Here is a 16,122-nt window from a genome sequence, read left to right on the forward strand (position 1 = left end):
CGGGGCGGTCAGCCGCAGCCGCCCGCGTGCCCGTCGTCGGTGGCGGTGCCGAGGCCGGCCGCGATCGGCTCGCGCGGCAGCTCGGGGGCCGGCCGCTCCTGGGAGCGCAGGTGCTCCACGAAGGCGTCGAGCCGGTCGATTCCCCAGAACCGGCTGTAGCCGTGCACGAAGAACGGGACGCCGAATACGCCGTCCGCGCAGACGTCCAGCAGGATGCGGATGCCCTCGGCGCGCAGCTCGGGCTGGTTGCTGGCGCGGGACAGGCGCCGTGGGTCGATCCCCAGCTCCCATCCGATGTCCTCGATGGTCCGCGGGTCGCAGATGTCGCGGCCCCGGCCGAACCTGGCCCGGTACACCGCGTCGATGTAGTCGTGGCCGCGGCCCTCGCTGCGGGCGACCAGATACGCCAGGTGCGGGACCTCCCACACCGGGTCGCGGTCCACCGGCCAGACCACCTCGATCCCGCGGGACCTGGTGAGGCGGCCGATGTCCTGGAGTACGTAGCGGTGCTTCTCGCGGGACATCTGCGAGTAGGGGAACCGACCGCCCTGTTCCCGCATGAGCCGGGCGCTGAGCGGGTCGGGCTCGAAGAAGGGCACCCATTCGAGGCGCTCGGCGAGGTCCCGGTGCTCGGCCATCACCGTGCGGTAGGCGAGCCACGAGTAGGGGCTGCGCAGGGAGAAGTAGAACCTGGGCGTCTTGTTCCTGGGCATGGTGGGCTCCCTTCCGGTCACACGACGAGGCCGCCGTCGACTCCGAATACCTGTCCGGTGATGTACGAGGCGCGGTCGGACGCGAGGAACGCCACCAGGTCGGCGACCTCCTCGGGGCGGCCGAAGCGGCCGAGCGGGATCCGCTCGGTCATCTTCTCGACGTGTTCGGCGGCCAGTCCGGAGAGCATGTCGGTGTCGATGAAGCCGGGCGCCACCGCGTTGGCACGGATGCCGTAGCGGCCGGATTCCTTGGCGAGTGCCTTGGTGAAGCCGATGATTCCGGCCTTGGTGGCCGAGTAGTTGGCCTGGGTGGCGTTCCCGTACACGCCGGCCACGGACGACAGCGTGATCACGGAGCCGGCCTTGCGCTTCATCATCGCGAAGACCGCCGCCTTGCAGAGGTGGTACGTGCCGTCGAGGTTGACCCGCACGACCGCGTCCCAGTCGTCCGGCGAGAGGAGCACCAGCGGGTTGTCACGCACGATGCCCGCGCAGGACACCACGGTGTGCAGCGGGCCCAGTTCGCGTTCGGCGGCTTTGACGAAGTCGCGTACGGTGTCGTGTCCGGTCACGTCCGCGCGCGCCGCGTACACGCGGGCGCCCGCCGCGGTGGCCTCCTCGGCTACCTCTTCGGCGGCCGCCTTGTCCGACTGGAAGCAGAAGGCCACGTCGTAGCCGTCGCGGGCGAGCCGGGTCACCACGTGGCGGCCGATGCCGCGGGAGCCGCCGCTGACGAGGGCGACGGGGCGATCGGTTACGGACATGCTTGTCTCCTGGAGGTTCTGCGGCGGGGCTCCGTCGGTTCGGTGGCGGGTGCGGGCACGGCTCAGCTCCCGGCCAGTACGGCGCAGCCGACCTGGCCGTCTCGCTGGACACCGGTCACCAGGGCCGCCTCACCGGGGCCGAGGCCCCGCTCGCCGGCCCTGGCGAGGACGGCGGCCAGTTGGAGCGCGGTGGCCGCGGCGGAGGTGTGGCCGACGCGTTCGCTCAGCCGGGTCCACTCGGGACGCGCGCCGGGCAGGGCGTCGGTGACGGCCTGCTCCTCCTCGGCGGCGAGCTTGCCGCCGCCCCCGAGCGGGGCCACGTACCGGACGTCCGCGGGCGCCACACCCGCCGTGGCCAGCGCGTCGCGGACGCACCCGGTGAGCGCCCCGCGCAGGCCGTCGGCCTGCCGGTGGGCGCGGAAGCGGACGGCTCCGACGCGGGCCAGGGCGGGGCGGCCCGCCGCAGCGGCGTCCTCGGCGGTCTCGACCAGGAGGACGGCGGCGCCCTCGCCGAGCGGGGTTGCCCGGTCCTCGTCGGCCCCGCCGTGCCACTCCAGCCAGGCGCGCTGGGTGGAGAACTCCTCGGCCGCCCCGCAGAGCACGCGGGCGCAGTGTCCGCCCCGGTGCAGCCGCAGTGCGTGGCTGAGGGCGAGCAGGCCGGTCAGCGAACCGCCCGCCACGGTGACGTTGGGGCCCTTGATGCGGTGCCAGATGGCGCTCTGTCCGGCCGCCCGGTTCATCACGGTGTTCGGGAAGCGGGCCGCCTCCACGTGGTAGGGGCGCTCACCGGTGAGGGAGTCCCTGGTGAAGTCCATGATGCTCTGGACGCTGCCGGAGCCGGTGCCGAGGACCAGGGCGGTCTCCTCGGACCGCTCGGCGTGTTCCTCGGCGACGCTCTCGACGAGGCCCCCGACGGCGGTGACGGCGAGCGCGGTCACCCGGTCCATGGTCCGTACGCCCTTCTTGCCGAGGTACCGGGCGGCGGTGAAGTCGGGCACCAGGGCGGCCCGCCGGTAGGGGACCTCGTGGACCTCGCGGTCGAGCAGGGCCACGGCGTCGCGTCCCTGGGCGAGCCCGTCGCGCAGGGGGGTGTTGCCGACGCCGTAGGCGGTGATCGCCGACCAGGCGGAGATGACCAGGGACGACATCACGCGGCCTCCTTGCCGGGCTCCGTGCGGGGCGTGCGCTGCGTGCGGTCCGCGCGGCCGAGGATCAGCACGGCGTTGTTGCCCGCGAAGGCGAGCGCGTTGTTCTGCACGACGTTCAGGACGGCCGGGCGGGCCTCGTTGGGCACGCAGTCCAGTCCGCACTCGGGGTCGGTCTCCCGGTGGTTGACGGTCGGCGGGATGAAGTTCTCGGTGATGGCGAGGGCGCAGGCGGCCGCCGCCAGGGCGCTGGCCGCCCCCATGGAGTGGCCGATCATCGACTTGATGGAGACCGCGGGCGGCGGGGTGTCGAAGACCTGCCGGATCGCGCCGGTCTCCGTGGCGTCGTTGGCCCGCGTCCCCGTGCCGTGCGCGGAGATGAAGTCGATGTCGTCCTGGCCGACGCCGGCGTTGCGGTGCGCGATCTCCATGCAGCGGGCGAGGCTGTCCCGGTCGGGCGAGACGGGGTGGTGCGCGTCGCAGTTCAGTCCGTAGCCCAGCACCTCGGCGTAGATCCGCGCCCCGCGCGCGAGGGCGGACTCCATGCTCTCCAGCAGCAGGATGCCCGCCCCCTCGCCGGTGAGGATTCCCTTGCGGTCGACGTCGAAGGGCTGGCAGACCTCGGGAGCGATGGTGCCCAGGCGGTAGAACCCGGTGAAGGTCTTGCGGCAGACGGCGTCGGCACCGCCGCACAGCGCGGCCTCCACCTCACCGTGCCGGATGGCGTCGAAGCCGCTGCCGATCGCGTAGTTGCCCGCGGCGCAGGCGGTCGGGATGGTCAGGGCCTCGACGTCTTCCAGGCCGAGTTCCCGGACGATGCCGAGGGACAGGTGACCGGCCTGCGCCCGGCGTGCCAGGCCGGGCGGGAAGTGCTCCGGCCCCTCCTGGAGCTGGACGCCGGCCAGCGTGTCGAGATCGCGCGACTCGGCGTCGGTGGTGCCGACCGAGACCAGCACCCTGCGTTCGCGCAGTTCCCGCGCGCTCAGGCCGGCGTCCTCGACGGCCATGTTGGCCGCGGCGACGGAGAACTGGGTGGCCCGGCCCAGTTCCTCGGGGTCGACGTGGTGGATCCACTCCGCCGGCACGAAGTCGGTCACCTCGCATCCGTTGGCATGCGCGAAACCGGTCGTGTCGAAGGCCGTGATGGGCCCGACCTCGCTGCGGCCGGACCTCAGACCCTCCAGGAAGGCCGGGGCTCCGAGCCCGATGCTGGTGACGGCGCCGAGTCCGGTGATGACCACCCGGCGCGCCTGCTGCTCCTCGTCGTACACCGTGTGCTCCCGTCGTGTCCGTCAGGCGGCGGTGGCTAGTTGGCCCGGGCGGGCTGGACGGGCTGGGCGGACTGGGCGGACTGGGCCGCGACGGCCTCGCCGACCACGGTCACGACGCTGTCCAGGTCGACCATGCGGGCGAGTTCGGCCTGGTCGATGTCGGCGCCGAAGGTCCGCTCCAGCTGGGAGAGGATCTCGATGGCACCCATCGAGTCCGCCTCGTGGTCCTCCTTGAAGCGGCTGGTGCCGGTCATGTCCTCCGGCTCGATCTCCAGGACGTCGCAGATGATTTCCTTGATCCTGGCGCGGTCCTCGGCGTTGAGCGAGTTCGTTGTTGTCATGCCTACGATGCTGGCGGCACGCGCTGACCCTTCACTGATGCTTCGCTGACCACACGCTGACAGGCTCTGCCCCGAGATCTTGTGTTCCGGTGGACCGGGTGAGGTGCGGCCGCAGTTCGGGCAGCTCGGCCCGGTGCTCGACGAGCCATTCCCAGTAGCCGGGCAGCGTGCGCGCGTACGCGCAGTAGTAGTCGCGCACCGCGTGCACGAGGCGGCGCAGGGTCTCCTCGGTGACCGCGCCGCGGCGCCACACCAGGAGCATGTCGACCAGCTCGGTGTCGGGGAGCGGGTCCAGGCGTACGTCCGCGGTGGCGCCGGAGGGCGTGGCCAGGGCCGCGGCTTTGCTGTCGTGCACCCACGTCATCGCCTCGCGCTGCGTGCTGACCTGGTGCAGCACCGTGGCGGGGCCGCCCCGGCCGGGCCGGTCGAGCAGCCGTTCCTCGACGGTGTGCAGCCAGTGGTGCCGGGAGTAGCGCACCCAGGCACTGCCGGACCACTCGCCGTGCGCCGGCAGCGCGAGCCAGACCGGCTCGCGTACGACGACCTCGCTGCCGACGGCGGGATCGGCCACGTCGGACGCGGTGCCCGGCTGCAGGGCCGGGCCCGGCACCAGGGCCACGGAGAGCGAGCCGCGGCGCACGCCCGCCACCGCGGCGGCGGGCGAGAGGGTCTCGGTGGCGACGGTGGTGCCGGGCAGCACGCCCTGCAGGGTGTCGCCGAGGGCGGGCGGGGTCCATTCGGTGTTCCCCAGGCGCAGTTGACCGGCGGTGGCACAGCTCGCCTGGGCGGTCACCTCGTCGGCCCGCCGCACGAGGTCGCCGAGCAGGGGGATCAGCCGCTCCCCCAGGGGGGTGGGCGTGACACCGCTCCGGGAGCGTACGAACAGTTCGCCGCCGACGGCTCTCTCGATGCGCTTGAGCTGGGCGGTGATGCTCGGCTGCGGGAGATTGAGTTCGCTCGCGCCGCGGGAAATGCTCCCGGCTTCACTTATGGTGACGACGACACGCGCATGTCTGAGTTCGATGTCCATGAGCCGCCTTAAATCCCCGAGCGGACATACCGAATCCGCCCGTTCCGGGACCCTTTCGAGAGTTCGGGGACCGGAACGAACGGAGTTCCACTGGTAATCCAACTTAGCCGTGTCACCGGGGAGCGGCAGCCCCGTTCCGCCGTACGTCAGTATTCCTTCAGTGACGCCTCAGCGATGGACGAGAACCTGTCGTGGTTCACCGAGTCTGACGTCCTGTTCCAGAATCGCCTGATAGGCACGGTGCAGTGCGCGGCCCGGTTCGAGTCCCATGTCGTCCGCGAGTCTGCGCCGCGCGCGATGGAACACCTGGAGCGCCTCGGCCTGGCGCCCGGCGTGATAGAGCGCCAGCATCAACAGCTCGCTCAGCCGCTCCCGCTCGGGATGGTCGGCGGCCGCCCGGCGCAGTTCCGGCAGCGGGATCCGGTGCGGGTCCACCGCCAGGCGCGCGGTGATCAGATCCTCGTACACGGTGATCCGCTGCTCCTCCAGGTCGGCCGCCGCGATGCGTACCCGGAGTCCGTCGTGCACGTCGCGCAGGGCGGGGCCGCGCCACAGGGCCAGGGCCGATTCCAGTACGACGGCGGCCAGGGCGGGGTCGCCGGCCACCAGGTCGGCACCGCTGCGCGCCTGGTCACGGAAGCGGTGGGCGTCCACCGCGCCGGCCGGAACGTCGAGCTGGTAGCCGCCGCCCACGGTGCGGATCAGTTCGTCCCCGCGCCGGCCCGTGATCGACCCCAGATGCTTGCGCAGCCGGCCGACGCCGGCCTGAAGCGCGTTGCGCGCGTTGGTGAGGGTGCGGCCCTCCCACAGCTCGTCCTCCAGCTGGTCGGCCTGGATCGTGCGGCCGGGCGAGAGTGCGAGCAGGGCGAGGATCGCCTTCAGGCGCTTCGACGCCATGGCGTGCTGCCTGCCGCCGTGGCGCACCGAGAAGGAACCGAGAACCTGTATGCCTACTGGGTCCATTGCGAACGCCCCCGTATTCGTCGGTTGGATGGCCCAATATCGCCTGTGTCCACCGGTCGGGGGAAATACCACTCGCGCCACCGACGGGCGCCCGGAAGGTATGGCCGGGGCCGGAACGCGCTCGGTGCGTACGCGCGGGCACTCGGTACCCCTTGCTGCGCGTGCGGCACGTCGGCATAATGCCGAACGTCACTGACGGTTCGCTGACGCCGGGGTGTACCCGCCGGCGGACCGGTTCAACCGGCGTGTTTCAGCGCCGACTTAACAACCTGTTGTGCTCTGTGGCTGATTCCTAGGCTCCTCCCGTGTACGGGAAGTCGGTCAGCGAAAGGAGTCACCCCATGCTCAACAGACTTGTGATCGTCGGCGGCGGAACAGCGGGTTGGATGACGGCCTCCTACTTCAAGGCGGCGTTCGGCGACCGGATCGACATCACCCTGGTGGAGTCCGGCAAGGTCGGCGCGGTCGGTGTCGGCGAGGCGACCTTCAGCGACATCCGGCACTTCTTCGAGTTCCTCGGGCTCAAGGAGAAGGACTGGATGCCGGCGTGCAACGCGACGTACAAGCTCGCGGTCCGGTTCGAGAACTGGCGGGAGAAGGGCCACTACTTCTACCACCCCTTCGAGCAGATGCGGTCGGTCAACGGGTTCCCGCTGACCGACTGGTGGCTGAAGGACGGCCCCACGGACCGGTTCGACCAGGACTGCTTCGTGATGCCCTCGGTCATCGACGCCGGGCTCAGCCCCCGGCATCTGGACGGCACGCTGATCGACCAGCCCTTCGACGAGGGCGCGGACGAGATGCAGGGCCTGACCATGGTCGAGCACCAGGGCAAGACGCAGTTCCCCTACGCCTACCAGTTCGAGGCGGCGCTGCTCGCCAAGTACCTGACGACGTACGCCGTGGAGCGGGGCGTCAGGCACATCACGGACGACGTCCAGAAGGTCGGCCTGGACGAGCGCGGCTGGATCTCCGGTGTCACCACGGCCGAGCACGGCGAGATCGAGGGCGATCTTTTCGTCGACTGCACCGGGTTCCGCGCGCTGCTCCTCAACAAGGCCCTCGAGGTCCCGTTCGTCTCCTACGCGGACACCCTGCCCAACGACAGCGCGGTCGCCCTCCAGGTCCCGCAGGACATGAAGGCCCGCGGCATCCTTCCGTGCACCACCGCCACCGCCCAGGACGCCGGCTGGATCTGGACGATCCCGCTGATGGGCCGCATCGGCACCGGCTACGTGTACGCCAAGGACTACCTGTCCCCGGAGGAGGCCGAGCGCACCCTGCGCGAGTTCGTCGGCCCGGCCGCGGCGGACGTCGAGGCCAACCACATCAGGATGCGCATCGGCCGCAGCGAGAACTCCTGGGTCAAGAACTGCGTCGCGATCGGCCTGTCCAGCGGCTTCGTCGAGCCGCTGGAGTCCACCGGCATCTTCTTCATCCACCACGCCATCGAGCAGCTCGCCAAGTACTTCCCCGACGAGTCCTGGAACCCCGTCCAGCGGGACCTCTACAACGACTCGGTCGCCCACGTCATGGACGGCATACGGGAGTTCCTCGTGCTGCACTACGTCGCCGCCAAGCGCAACGACACGCAGTACTGGCGCGACGCGAAGACCCGGCGCATACCGGACGGGCTGGCGGACCGTCTAGAGAAGTGGAAGACCCAGGTACCCGACTCGGAGACGGTCTTCCCCTACTACCACGGCCTGCCCGCCTACTCGTACATGTGCGTCCTGCTCGGCATGGGAGGCATCGACATGAAGCACTCGCCGGCCCTCGCCCTGGCCGACTCGGGTGCGGCGGAACGGGAGTTCGCGGCGATCCGGGACAAGACGCGCCGGCTGACCGAGACGCTGCCGAAGGCGTACGACTATTTCGCCGCACAGCACTGACGACGACGGCTGGAGGGTCCCGCGCGATGGATTCCCTGCAACCGCTGGGCCACGCCGCACACCTGGCGGCGCTGCTGGCCGCGATTCTGCTGCTCGCCCGGGTGGGCCGGGGCCTGGCCCGCCGGCTGCGCCAGCCCGGGGTGATCGGCGAGATCGTGGTGGGTCTGCTGGCCGGGCCCGCCGTGCTCCACCTGTTCGGCCGGGACACGTTCGACGCGGTGCTGCCCGGTTCCGCCCTGGACGCGCTGAAGGTCGTCACCGAGGCCGGACTCGTGCTGTTCCTGGTCGGGCTGGCCCATGAACTGCGGGCCGCTTCCGGCACCGAGCGGCGCGCCACCGCCTGGGTGGCGGCCGGTTCGCTGGTCCCACCGCTGTGCGCGGGCGCGCTGCTCGCCGGCTACGTGCTGCTCGCGGACGACCCGGTGGTGCGCGGGTCCGCGCCGACCGCCGCGTTCGTGCTGATGGTCGCCGTCACGATGTCCATCACGGCCGTCCCCGTCATGGCCCGCATTCTCGCCGACCGCGGCATGAACAACACGTCGGCCGGACGGCTCGCGCTGTCCGCGGCCGTCGCGATCGACGCGGTCGGCTGGCTGCTGTGCATGCTCGCGATCAGTCTGGGAGCCGGCAGCGCGACGGGCTTCCTGCGCTCCCTGCTCGGCATCGCGGCGGGTGCGGCGGGGGCACTCGCCGTGCGGTACGGGCTGCGGGTGACGGCCGTGCGCAAGGCGTGCGCGCGCCGGCCGCGGACCGCCACCGCGGTGCTCGGGGCGACGGCGCTCGCCGTGGCCTCGGCCGTGGAGCACCTCGGTATGACGGCGATCCTCGGCGCCGCCCTGGTGGGGCTCGCGATCCCCACCGGCGACGGCACCCCGTGGTCGCCGATGGTGGCGACGCTGACCCGGACCGGGCGTGCGCTCGTGCCGGCGTTCTTCGTCGTCACCGGAGTCACCGTGCTCAACCAGGCCTTCTCCCGGCTCTCCTGGACGCTGGTCGTCACGGCCCTCGTGCTCGCCTGTGCGGGCAAGGGGATCGGCGGCTACCTGGGAGCCCGCCTGGGAGGTCAGCCACCCGCGGCGTCCCGGCGGATCGCCGTGCTGATGAACGCGCGCGGTCTCACCGAACTGATCATGCTCCAGGCCGGGCTCGCCGCGGGCATCCTCACGGCTCCCCTGGTGCTCGCGCTGACCGTGATGGCGGTGGCCACCACCGCCGTGACGGGCCCGCTCCTCGGCCTTCTCGACCGGGGCGCGGGCGAAGTCGAACCACCCACCCCGAACCCTCCGGTCGCCGTGGCGGCAGAAGGCGGTATCCGATGACCCAGTCCACCGTCCGCACGACGGCGGCCACGGCCGCCCGGTCCGACGACTTCCGCGTGATGATGGGCAGCTTCCCCACCGGGGTGGCCGTGATCGCCGCGGAGGACCTCGACGGCACCCCGCGCGGCATGACGTGCTCGTCGGTGTGCAGTGTCGCGCTCGACCCACCGACGCTCCTGGTGTGCCTGCGCGAGGGCAGCCCCACGCTCCAGGCCGTCCTCGACTCGGGCGAGTTCACCGTGAACCTGCTGCACGAGGACGCCAGGGGCCTTGCCGAACTGTTCGCCTCGGGAGACTCCGAACGGTTCCGCAAGACGCACTGGGAGCGGACGGCCGAGGCCGCGGGACCCCATCTCCCCCGGCACGCGCACACCATCGCCGACTGCGCCGTGGCCCTGACCCAGCGCATGGGCGACCACACGACCGTGTACGGACGCGTGCGACGCATCCGCCGACCGAGCGGGCGGCCCCCGCTCCTGTACGGGCTGCGGCAGTTCGCCGCCTGGCCCACGACCAGCTGACCGTCCGGCCACCGGGTGCGGGGCGTGCCGCCTCCCCGCCGCACGCCCCGCACCCCTGCTCCGGCCCTGCCTTCTCCACGCCACGCCCTAAGGACACCCATGAACGGGACACAGGACCCGCACAGCCAGCCAGTCGTCCGCCTCGATTCCGTCACCCGGTTCTACGGCGGCCCCAAGAACCGGGTGACGGCCCTCGACAACGTCAGCATCAGCCTGGAGAGGGGCACGTTCACCGCCGTCATGGGCCCCTCCGGGGCGGGCAAGTCCACCTTCCTGCACTGCGCCGCGGGCCTCGACCGGCCGACGTCGGGGTCCGTGCACCTGGACGGGGTCGACCTCGCCTCGTTGCGGGAGAAGGCCCTGACCAAGTTCCGCCGCGAGCGCATCGGCTTCGTCTTCCAGGCGTTCAACCTCCTGCCCGCGCTCAGCGTCGTGGACAACGTGACGCTGCCGCTGCGCCTGTCGGGCACCCGTCCCAAGAAGGCCCTGGTCGACGAAGTCCTCGAACAGGTCGGTCTGTCGGGCCGGCGGCGCAGTCGCCCCGGCGAGCTGTCCGGCGGTCAGCAGCAGCGCGTCGCCATCGCGCGGGCGCTCGTCACGCAGCCCGCGGTGATCTACGGCGACGAGCCGACCGGTGCCCTGGACACGCGCACCGCCGCCGAGGTGCTCACGCTGCTGCGGCAGTCGGTGGACGTGGCGCGGCAGACGATCGTGATGGTCACGCACGACCCGGTGGCCGCCGCCTACGCCGACCGCGTCGTCTTCCTCGCCGACGGCCGGCTCATCGGCACGCTCGAAGGCCCGACGGTCGAGCAGGTCACGGAGCAGATGCAGAGCCTGGGCACCTGGAGCGACCCGTTCGCGATCCAGCGGCCGGAACACGGGGTGCGCCGATGATCCGGATCTCGCTGCGCACGCTGCGCTTCCACAAGAGCGGCTTCATCGCCTCGTTCGTGGCCCTGTTCTTCGGTGCCGTCATCGTCATCGGCTCCGGCGCGCTCCTGGAGACGGGCATCCACAACGCGGCACCGCCGCACCGGCTGTCCGCCGCGCCGATCGTCGTCTCCGGCGACCAGCGCTACGCCTACACGCAGCAGGAGCTGGTCTTCCCCGAGCGGTCCCACCTGGACGCCGCTCTGGCGGACCGGATCGCGAAGGTCCCGGGTGTCGAGGACGCCGTACGGGACCTGTCGTTCCCGGCGGCCCTGTCCGAAGGCGGCTCCGTCACCGGCCACGGCTGGTCCTCGACCAGGCTCTCCTCCCACCGGCTCACCGAGGGTGCGGCACCGGCCGCGGACGGCACGATCGTCCTGGGCAAGGAGCTGGCGGACGGTGCGGGGCTGAAGACGGGCGACCGCGTCCGGCTCCTCGTCCACGGCACGGAACACGGCTACCGGATCTCCGGCCTGGCGACCGGTCCCGACGACGGCGGCGACGTCTTCCTCGCGGACGCGGAGGCCGCCGAGGTCGCGGGCCGCGTCGGCACGACCGACAACATCGGCGTCTTCCCGGCCTCCGGCGCCGACCCGCAGCAGGTCGCCGCCGCGGTCCGCGAGGTCGTCGACGGCTCGCCCGTCACCGTGCTGACCGGGGACGAGCGGGGCCGCGCCGAGGACCCCGGCGTGGTGGCCGACGGCAGCGACCTGATCCCGCTCGCCGCCGCGTTCGGCGGTCTGTCGGCGATGGTCACCGTGTTCGTGGTGGCCAGCACGCTCGGCCTCTCCATCCAGCAGCGGCAGCGCGAGATGGCGCTGCTGCGGACGATCGGTGCGACACCGGGGCAGCTGCGCCGCCTCGTCCTCGGCGAGACCTTCTTCCTCGCGGTCGTCGCCACCGGGCTCGCCACCGTCCCGGGGCCCCGCTTCGGGCAGTGGCTGCTGGACGCGTTCGCGGGCGCGGGCGTCGTGCCGGAGTCGATCGCGTACCGGGCCGGCTCCTGGCCGGTGATCGTCGGAGTGGGCACGGCGCTGCTCACCGCTGTCGGCGCGGCGTACATCGCGGCGCACGGCGCGGCCCGTACCAAGCCGACCGAGGCGCTGGCCGAGGCGACCCTGCAACGCCGCTGGTTCAGCGCCTTCCGGCTGGTCGTGGGGCTGCTGTGCCTGGCCGGGGGCGCGGCCCTCGCCTGGGGCACCGCGGGCTCGGCGGGGCCGGACGCGGCCGGGGTCGCCACTCCGGCGGCGATGGTGTGGGCGGCCGCGTTCGGCCTGCTCGGACCCGTCGTGGTGCGTGCCATGGTCGCCGCGCTGCGCCGTCCGGTCAGCAGGCTGTCCGGGCTCTCCGGAGAACTCGCCGCGCACAACGCGCGGGCCCGCACGGCCCGTCTCGCCTCGGCCGTGATGCCGGTGATGCTGGCCAGCGGTCTGGCGGTCGGCCTGATCTACATGCAGACCACGCAGTCCGACGGTGCGAAGCAGGCGTTCGAGGAGAGCATGCGCGCGGACGTCGTCGTGACGTCGGCATCCGGCGGTCTGCCGCTCGACCTCGTCGACACGGTGCGTTCGCAGCCGGGGGTGGCGGCGGCGTCCGCGCAGATCCCCACGACCGGCTACATCGAGCCGGACGAGCCGATGCGGCCCAGCGAGGGAGAGGACACGGGCCCGCAGCCCACCGAGCTGTCGATGCTGGGCGTCACGCACCAGGGCCTGGACCGCACGACCGCCTACCGGGCGGCCTCGGGCAGCCTGGCCGACCTGAGCGGCAAGTCGGTGGTGCTGCCCGCCCGGTACGCCGAGGACCGTGAGCTGGGCGATCTGGTCCCGATGCGGCTCGGCGACGGCACGCAGGTCGAGCTGAAGCTGGTCGCCACGGTCGACGGGCGGCGTGGGTACGAGACCGCGCTCGTTCCGGCGTCGCTGCTCGTCGGGCACACTGACGGCGGGCTGGTCCCGCAGATCCTGGTGACCGCGGCCGCCGGCACGGACCCCGCCGCGCTGACGTCGTCCCTCTCCGCGCTGGCGAAGGAGCAGCCCGGACTCCAGGTGAGCGGACGGGAGGTCCTGGAGGCGGCGCAGGCCGACGCGGACGACACCCAGGCGTGGATGGCGTACCTGGTCCTCGGCGTCGTCGTCGGCTACGCCACGCTCGCCCTGATCAACACGCAGGTCCTCGCGACGACCGAGCGGCGCAAGGAGTTCATGCTGCAGCGTCTCATCGGGGCCACGCGCCGCCAGGTGCTGCAGATGATGACGGTCGAGGCGTCCCTGGTGGCGCTGGCCGGTGTCATCCTCGGTCTCCTGGTCGCCGGGGCGACGCTGGTGCCGCTGAGCATGAGCGTCCTCGGCACCGCGCTGCCCGGCGGCTCGCCGTGGATTCTCGTCGCGGTGGTGGCCGGGGCGACGGCACTGACCCTCATGACGACCTTGCTGGCCGCGGGCGCGGTCCTGCGGGGCCGCCCCGGGGACATGGCCGGAATCAAGGAGTAGCGGCACACCCGCTGTCGCCCTTCCCGGAAACGGCGGTGCCCGGCACGCAGTACCGTGCCGGGCACCGCCGTTTCGGCACCACGGGCCCACCGCGGCGGGCCGGGCCTCAGGCGGCGGGGGTGCTGTGTGCCGCCAGGCCGGTCACCTGGCGCGGGTCGCGGTGGCGCACCGCCGGGCCGGCCGGGCGGCGGCGGGCCGCCTCGCCCACGGCGGCCGGTTTCGCCGGGCCGGGGGAGATGCCCTTGAGGAGGGCGACTCCGAGCGGGGTCAGGGTGTGCAGCACCGTGTTGCGGATGCGGCGGGTCGTGATGAGGCCCGCCCTGCGCAGTACCGCGGTGTGCTGGCTGGCGCCCGCCGCCGAGATGCCGAGCCGGTCCGCCAGCTGGCTGGTGGTGCAACTGCTGCGCAGGGCGTGCAGCGCGGCGGCCCGGGTCTGCCCGACCAGGGCGCCGAGCGACTGGCCGCTGTCGTCCGGCTCGTCCCACAGCCCGGCCGCCTGACGGGTGTCGGGCGGCGCGGCGAAGGCGAGCACGACCGGTCCGTTCTCGGCGAGGCGGCGGGTGACCCGGCCCGGCCGGTGGGCCAGGAACACGGACGGAGTGAGCACCAGGCCGCGCCCGTCGAGGTCGATGTCCTCGTCCGGGCCGTCGTGGACCTCGAGCACCGGAGCACGCCAAATGATCTTGGAGTGCAGGGTGGTCAGGAGCAGTTCCACCCCGCCGGCCATCAGCACGCGGCCGCGGGCCTCGCACTCGGTCTCCAGATAGGCCCGTACGTGCTCCCAGTACGGCGCGACGGCCGCCCGCCACACCAGCGACAGATCGCCGGCCGCCGGCGGGAAGTGCCGGCCCGGCGCGCTCCGGACGGCCAAGGGGTCGGTGCTGACGCAGCGGCCACTGCGCTCGATGAGATCGATCAGCCCGTCGAGGCCGGGGGCGGCGCTGCCGCCGCTCAGCGGGAGCGGGCACTGGGCCAGCCGGTCCCCGACCTGGCTGCGCCAGCGGGCGAACGGCGCGCCGACGCCCCGCCCGAGCAGCCCGTACGCGAAGGCGCTCTCCACCAGCGGGCCGGCGGTCGTCCCCAGCCGGACCCGGGCGAAGTCGGCCGGGGTGAAGCGGATTCGTTGCATGGTGATGCCCCCGTGGTCACGCTGCTGGCGGCAACCGTCGCCCAGGTCCTGTCGCGGGGGGGGGGGGGGGCGGCCCCCCCCCCCCGGCGGGGGGGGCGGGGGGGGGGGGGGGGGGGTGTTTGTATAATGGGGGGGGGGGGGGGGGGGCGGCGCGGGCGGGGTTACGGGTTATTGTTTGGTGGTTTTCCCCCGGGGGGCCCCGGGGGGGGCGCCCCCGGCCCCCGGGTCCGGGGGGGGTTCGGTCCCGGTCCCGGCCCGATCCGCGACAGGGCCGCTAGGCGGACTTGCCGGTGAGGGAGATGAAGACGTCGTCGAGGGTGGGCCGGCGCACGGCGAAGTCGGCGACGTCCACGCCTGCCCGGCGCAGCGCCGCCGCGGCGGACTCGATGCTCTGCATGCCGTCGCTCAGCACGATCGAGACGGTGCCGTCGGCCGGGTCCGCGGTCGCCTCGCCCCCGCCGACGCGACGCAGCGCGTCGGCGGCCCGGTCCACGTTCTCCGGCCGGGTGAGGGAGACTTCGAGCCGCTCCTCCCCCGCGGTGCGCTTGAGCTCCTCCGGGCTGCCCTCGGCGATGACCCGGCCGGTGTCGATGACCGCGATCCGGTCGGCGAGGACGTCGGCCTCTTCGAGGTACTGGGTGGTCAGCAGCACGGTCACCCCGTCGGCGACCAGTTCCTTCACCGCGTCCCACAGTCCGGAGCGGCTGACCGGGTCCAGGCCCGTGGTCGGCTCGTCGAGGAAGAGGACGGACGGCCTCGCCACCAGGCAGGCCGCCAGGTCGAGCCGGCGCCGCATACCGCCCGAGTACGTGCGCGCCGGGCGGTCGGCGGCGCCGGTCAGCTCGAACCGGTCGAGCAGCTCCGCCGCCCGGGCGCGCGCGGCGCCCCGGCCGAGGTGGGTCAACGTGCCGATGAGGACGAGGTTCTCCCGCCCGGTGAGCATGTCGTCGACCGCGGCGTACTGTCCGGCGAGCCCGATGCGCCGCCGCACCTCGGCCGGCCGGCGCACCACGTCGTAACCGGCGACGCGGGCCCGGCCGCCGTCCGGTTCGAGCAGGGTCGCGAGCATTCTGACGGTGGTCGTCTTGCCCGCCCCGTTCGGGCCCAGCAGGCCGAGCACGGTTCCCGGTGGCACCGCCAGGTCGACTCCGCCGAGCGCTTGGTGTCGCTCGTACCGCTTGCACAGGCCCTCGGCCTCGATCGCCCATTCCGCCGCTGCCACCGCTGCTCCTCACGCCCCGATTCGGCCGGGCTCGTCAGGCGGCCGGGAGGTCGGCGGCCGGGAGGTCGGCGGCCGGGAGGTCGGCGGCCGGCTTGTCGGCGGCCGGTCCGCGCAGGCTGCGCGGGCGCAGGTCGGTCCAGTGCTCCTCCACGTAGGCGAGCGCCTTGTCCCGCGAGGTCTCGTCCAGGGCCACCGTCCATCCTGCGGGACGCTCCGCGAAGGCGGGCCACAGGGAGTGCTGGCCCTCGTCGTTGACCAGCACCAGAAAGGTTCCGTCCGCGTCGTCGAAGGGGTTCGCCACGTCGCACACTCCAGGTCGTGTCGGATTCGGTCGCCCGGTGGTTTCGCACCGGGTTCATCGAGGATCTCGACCCGCGCTGACGAAAT

The 16,122-nt window shown here is 72.8% G+C and carries 15 protein-coding genes; 5 read left to right on the plus strand and 10 right to left on the minus strand.

Translation table 11 applies throughout. The features are described 5' to 3' along the window. Positions 1–8 precede the first annotated feature (8 nt). The 7 genes from ACFV9J_RS33980 to ACFV9J_RS34010 form a co-directional block, all read right to left on the minus strand. Complete coding sequence (locus ACFV9J_RS33980; RefSeq protein ID WP_385360902.1) at positions 9–713, minus strand: 2-hydroxychromene-2-carboxylate isomerase; 705 nt, start codon at positions 711–713, stop codon at positions 9–11. A gap of 17 nt (positions 714–730) precedes the next feature. Further along, on the minus strand, positions 731–1,477 hold the full coding sequence (gene fabG / locus ACFV9J_RS33985) for a 3-oxoacyl-ACP reductase FabG (protein ID WP_385360905.1): 747 nt from the start codon (positions 1,475–1,477) through the stop codon (positions 731–733). A 62-nt stretch (positions 1,478–1,539) separates the two neighbouring features. Further along, entirely contained in the window at positions 1,540–2,625 is a 1,086-nt protein-coding gene (locus ACFV9J_RS33990; RefSeq protein ID WP_385360908.1) for a beta-ketoacyl synthase N-terminal-like domain-containing protein, read from the minus strand. Further along, positions 2,625–3,893: a beta-ketoacyl-[acyl-carrier-protein] synthase family protein gene (locus tag ACFV9J_RS33995; RefSeq protein ID WP_385360910.1), complete on the minus strand. Its 1,269-nt coding sequence runs from the start codon at positions 3,891–3,893 to the stop codon at positions 2,625–2,627. The genes ACFV9J_RS33990 and ACFV9J_RS33995 overlap by 1 nt, the downstream gene beginning before the upstream one ends. A gap of 35 nt (positions 3,894–3,928) precedes the next feature. Continuing rightward, the gene (locus tag ACFV9J_RS34000) at positions 3,929–4,234 is read right to left on the minus strand and encodes an acyl carrier protein (protein ID WP_385360912.1); all 306 of its coding nucleotides are present in this window, start codon (positions 4,232–4,234) and stop codon (positions 3,929–3,931) included. Between the two features lie 31 nt (positions 4,235–4,265). Further along, entirely contained in the window at positions 4,266–5,264 is a 999-nt protein-coding gene (locus ACFV9J_RS34005) for a LysR family transcriptional regulator (RefSeq protein WP_385360914.1), read from the minus strand. 168 nt (positions 5,265–5,432) lie between these two features. Continuing rightward, positions 5,433–6,161, minus strand: coding sequence for a BTAD domain-containing putative transcriptional regulator (locus ACFV9J_RS34010; protein WP_385360917.1), 729 nt, complete (start codon positions 6,159–6,161; stop codon positions 5,433–5,435). 407 nt (positions 6,162–6,568) lie between these two features. On the opposite strand from ACFV9J_RS34010, the gene ACFV9J_RS34015 reads away from it, so the two are divergent. The 5 genes from ACFV9J_RS34015 to ACFV9J_RS34035 all read left to right on the plus strand — a co-directional run bounded on the left by ACFV9J_RS34015 (position 6,569) and on the right by ACFV9J_RS34035 (position 13,384). Then, on the plus strand, positions 6,569–8,119 hold the full coding sequence (locus tag ACFV9J_RS34015; RefSeq protein WP_385360919.1) for a tryptophan halogenase family protein: 1,551 nt from the start codon (positions 6,569–6,571) through the stop codon (positions 8,117–8,119). Positions 8,120–8,145: 26 nt separating this feature from the next. Next, on the plus strand, positions 8,146–9,438 hold the full coding sequence (locus ACFV9J_RS34020; protein ID WP_385360921.1) for a cation:proton antiporter: 1,293 nt from the start codon (positions 8,146–8,148) through the stop codon (positions 9,436–9,438). Beyond that, a complete protein-coding gene (locus ACFV9J_RS34025; RefSeq protein ID WP_385360924.1) occupies positions 9,435–9,959 on the plus strand; it encodes a flavin reductase family protein in 525 nt (174 codons plus the stop codon). The genes ACFV9J_RS34020 and ACFV9J_RS34025 overlap by 4 nt, the downstream gene beginning before the upstream one ends. Before the next feature lie 99 nt (positions 9,960–10,058). Next, on the plus strand, positions 10,059–10,856 hold the full coding sequence (locus ACFV9J_RS34030) for an ABC transporter ATP-binding protein (protein WP_385360926.1): 798 nt from the start codon (positions 10,059–10,061) through the stop codon (positions 10,854–10,856). Further along, a complete protein-coding gene (locus ACFV9J_RS34035) occupies positions 10,853–13,384 on the plus strand; it encodes an FtsX-like permease family protein (protein ID WP_385360928.1) in 2,532 nt (843 codons plus the stop codon). Before ACFV9J_RS34030 ends, ACFV9J_RS34035 begins: the two co-directional genes overlap by 4 nt. A gap of 106 nt (positions 13,385–13,490) precedes the next feature. On the opposite strand, the gene ACFV9J_RS34040 is transcribed toward ACFV9J_RS34035, so the two are convergent. The 3 genes from ACFV9J_RS34040 to ACFV9J_RS34050 form a co-directional block, all read right to left on the minus strand. Then, on the minus strand, positions 13,491–14,513 hold the full coding sequence (locus ACFV9J_RS34040; protein ID WP_385360931.1) for an ArsR/SmtB family transcription factor: 1,023 nt from the start codon (positions 14,511–14,513) through the stop codon (positions 13,491–13,493). A 274-nt stretch (positions 14,514–14,787) separates the two neighbouring features. Next, entirely contained in the window at positions 14,788–15,735 is a 948-nt protein-coding gene (locus ACFV9J_RS34045) for an ATP-binding cassette domain-containing protein (RefSeq protein WP_385360934.1), read from the minus strand. 34 nt (positions 15,736–15,769) lie between these two features. Beyond that, positions 15,770–16,036 carry an MbtH family protein gene (locus tag ACFV9J_RS34050; protein WP_385360936.1) on the minus strand — a complete coding sequence of 89 codons (267 nt, stop codon included), beginning with the start codon at positions 16,034–16,036 and terminating at the stop codon, positions 15,770–15,772. Between the last annotated feature and the right edge of the window lie 86 nt (positions 16,037–16,122).

The organism is Streptomyces sp. NPDC059906 (assembly GCF_042730645.1).
GTDB lineage: Bacteria > Actinomycetota > Actinomycetes > Streptomycetales > Streptomycetaceae > Streptomyces > Streptomyces rubrogriseus.

Bases quoted from the DNA above. Each gene is read 5' to 3' on its own strand.
- ACFV9J_RS33980 (WP_385360902.1), bottom strand. From the start codon at position 713: ATGCCCAGGAACAAGACGCCCAGGTTCTACTTCTCCCTGCGCAGCCCC.
- ACFV9J_RS34020 (WP_385360921.1), top strand. From the start codon at position 8,146: ATGGATTCCCTGCAACCGCTGGGCCACGCCGCACACCTGGCGGCGCTG.
- ACFV9J_RS34025 (WP_385360924.1), top strand. From the start codon at position 9,435: ATGACCCAGTCCACCGTCCGCACGACGGCGGCCACGGCCGCCCGGTCC.
- fabG (WP_385360905.1), bottom strand. From the start codon at position 1,477: ATGTCCGTAACCGATCGCCCCGTCGCCCTCGTCAGCGGCGGCTCCCGC.
- ACFV9J_RS34035 (WP_385360928.1), top strand. From the start codon at position 10,853: ATGATCCGGATCTCGCTGCGCACGCTGCGCTTCCACAAGAGCGGCTTC.
- ACFV9J_RS34030 (WP_385360926.1), top strand. From the start codon at position 10,059: ATGAACGGGACACAGGACCCGCACAGCCAGCCAGTCGTCCGCCTCGAT.
- ACFV9J_RS34040 (WP_385360931.1), bottom strand. From the start codon at position 14,513: ATGCAACGAATCCGCTTCACCCCGGCCGACTTCGCCCGGGTCCGGCTG.
- ACFV9J_RS34000 (WP_385360912.1), bottom strand. From the start codon at position 4,234: ATGACAACAACGAACTCGCTCAACGCCGAGGACCGCGCCAGGATCAAG.
- ACFV9J_RS34005 (WP_385360914.1), bottom strand. From the start codon at position 5,264: ATGGACATCGAACTCAGACATGCGCGTGTCGTCGTCACCATAAGTGAA.
- ACFV9J_RS34010 (WP_385360917.1), bottom strand. From the start codon at position 6,161: ATGGCGTCGAAGCGCCTGAAGGCGATCCTCGCCCTGCTCGCACTCTCG.
- ACFV9J_RS34015 (WP_385360919.1), top strand. From the start codon at position 6,569: ATGCTCAACAGACTTGTGATCGTCGGCGGCGGAACAGCGGGTTGGATG.
- ACFV9J_RS33990 (WP_385360908.1), bottom strand. From the start codon at position 2,625: ATGTCGTCCCTGGTCATCTCCGCCTGGTCGGCGATCACCGCCTACGGC.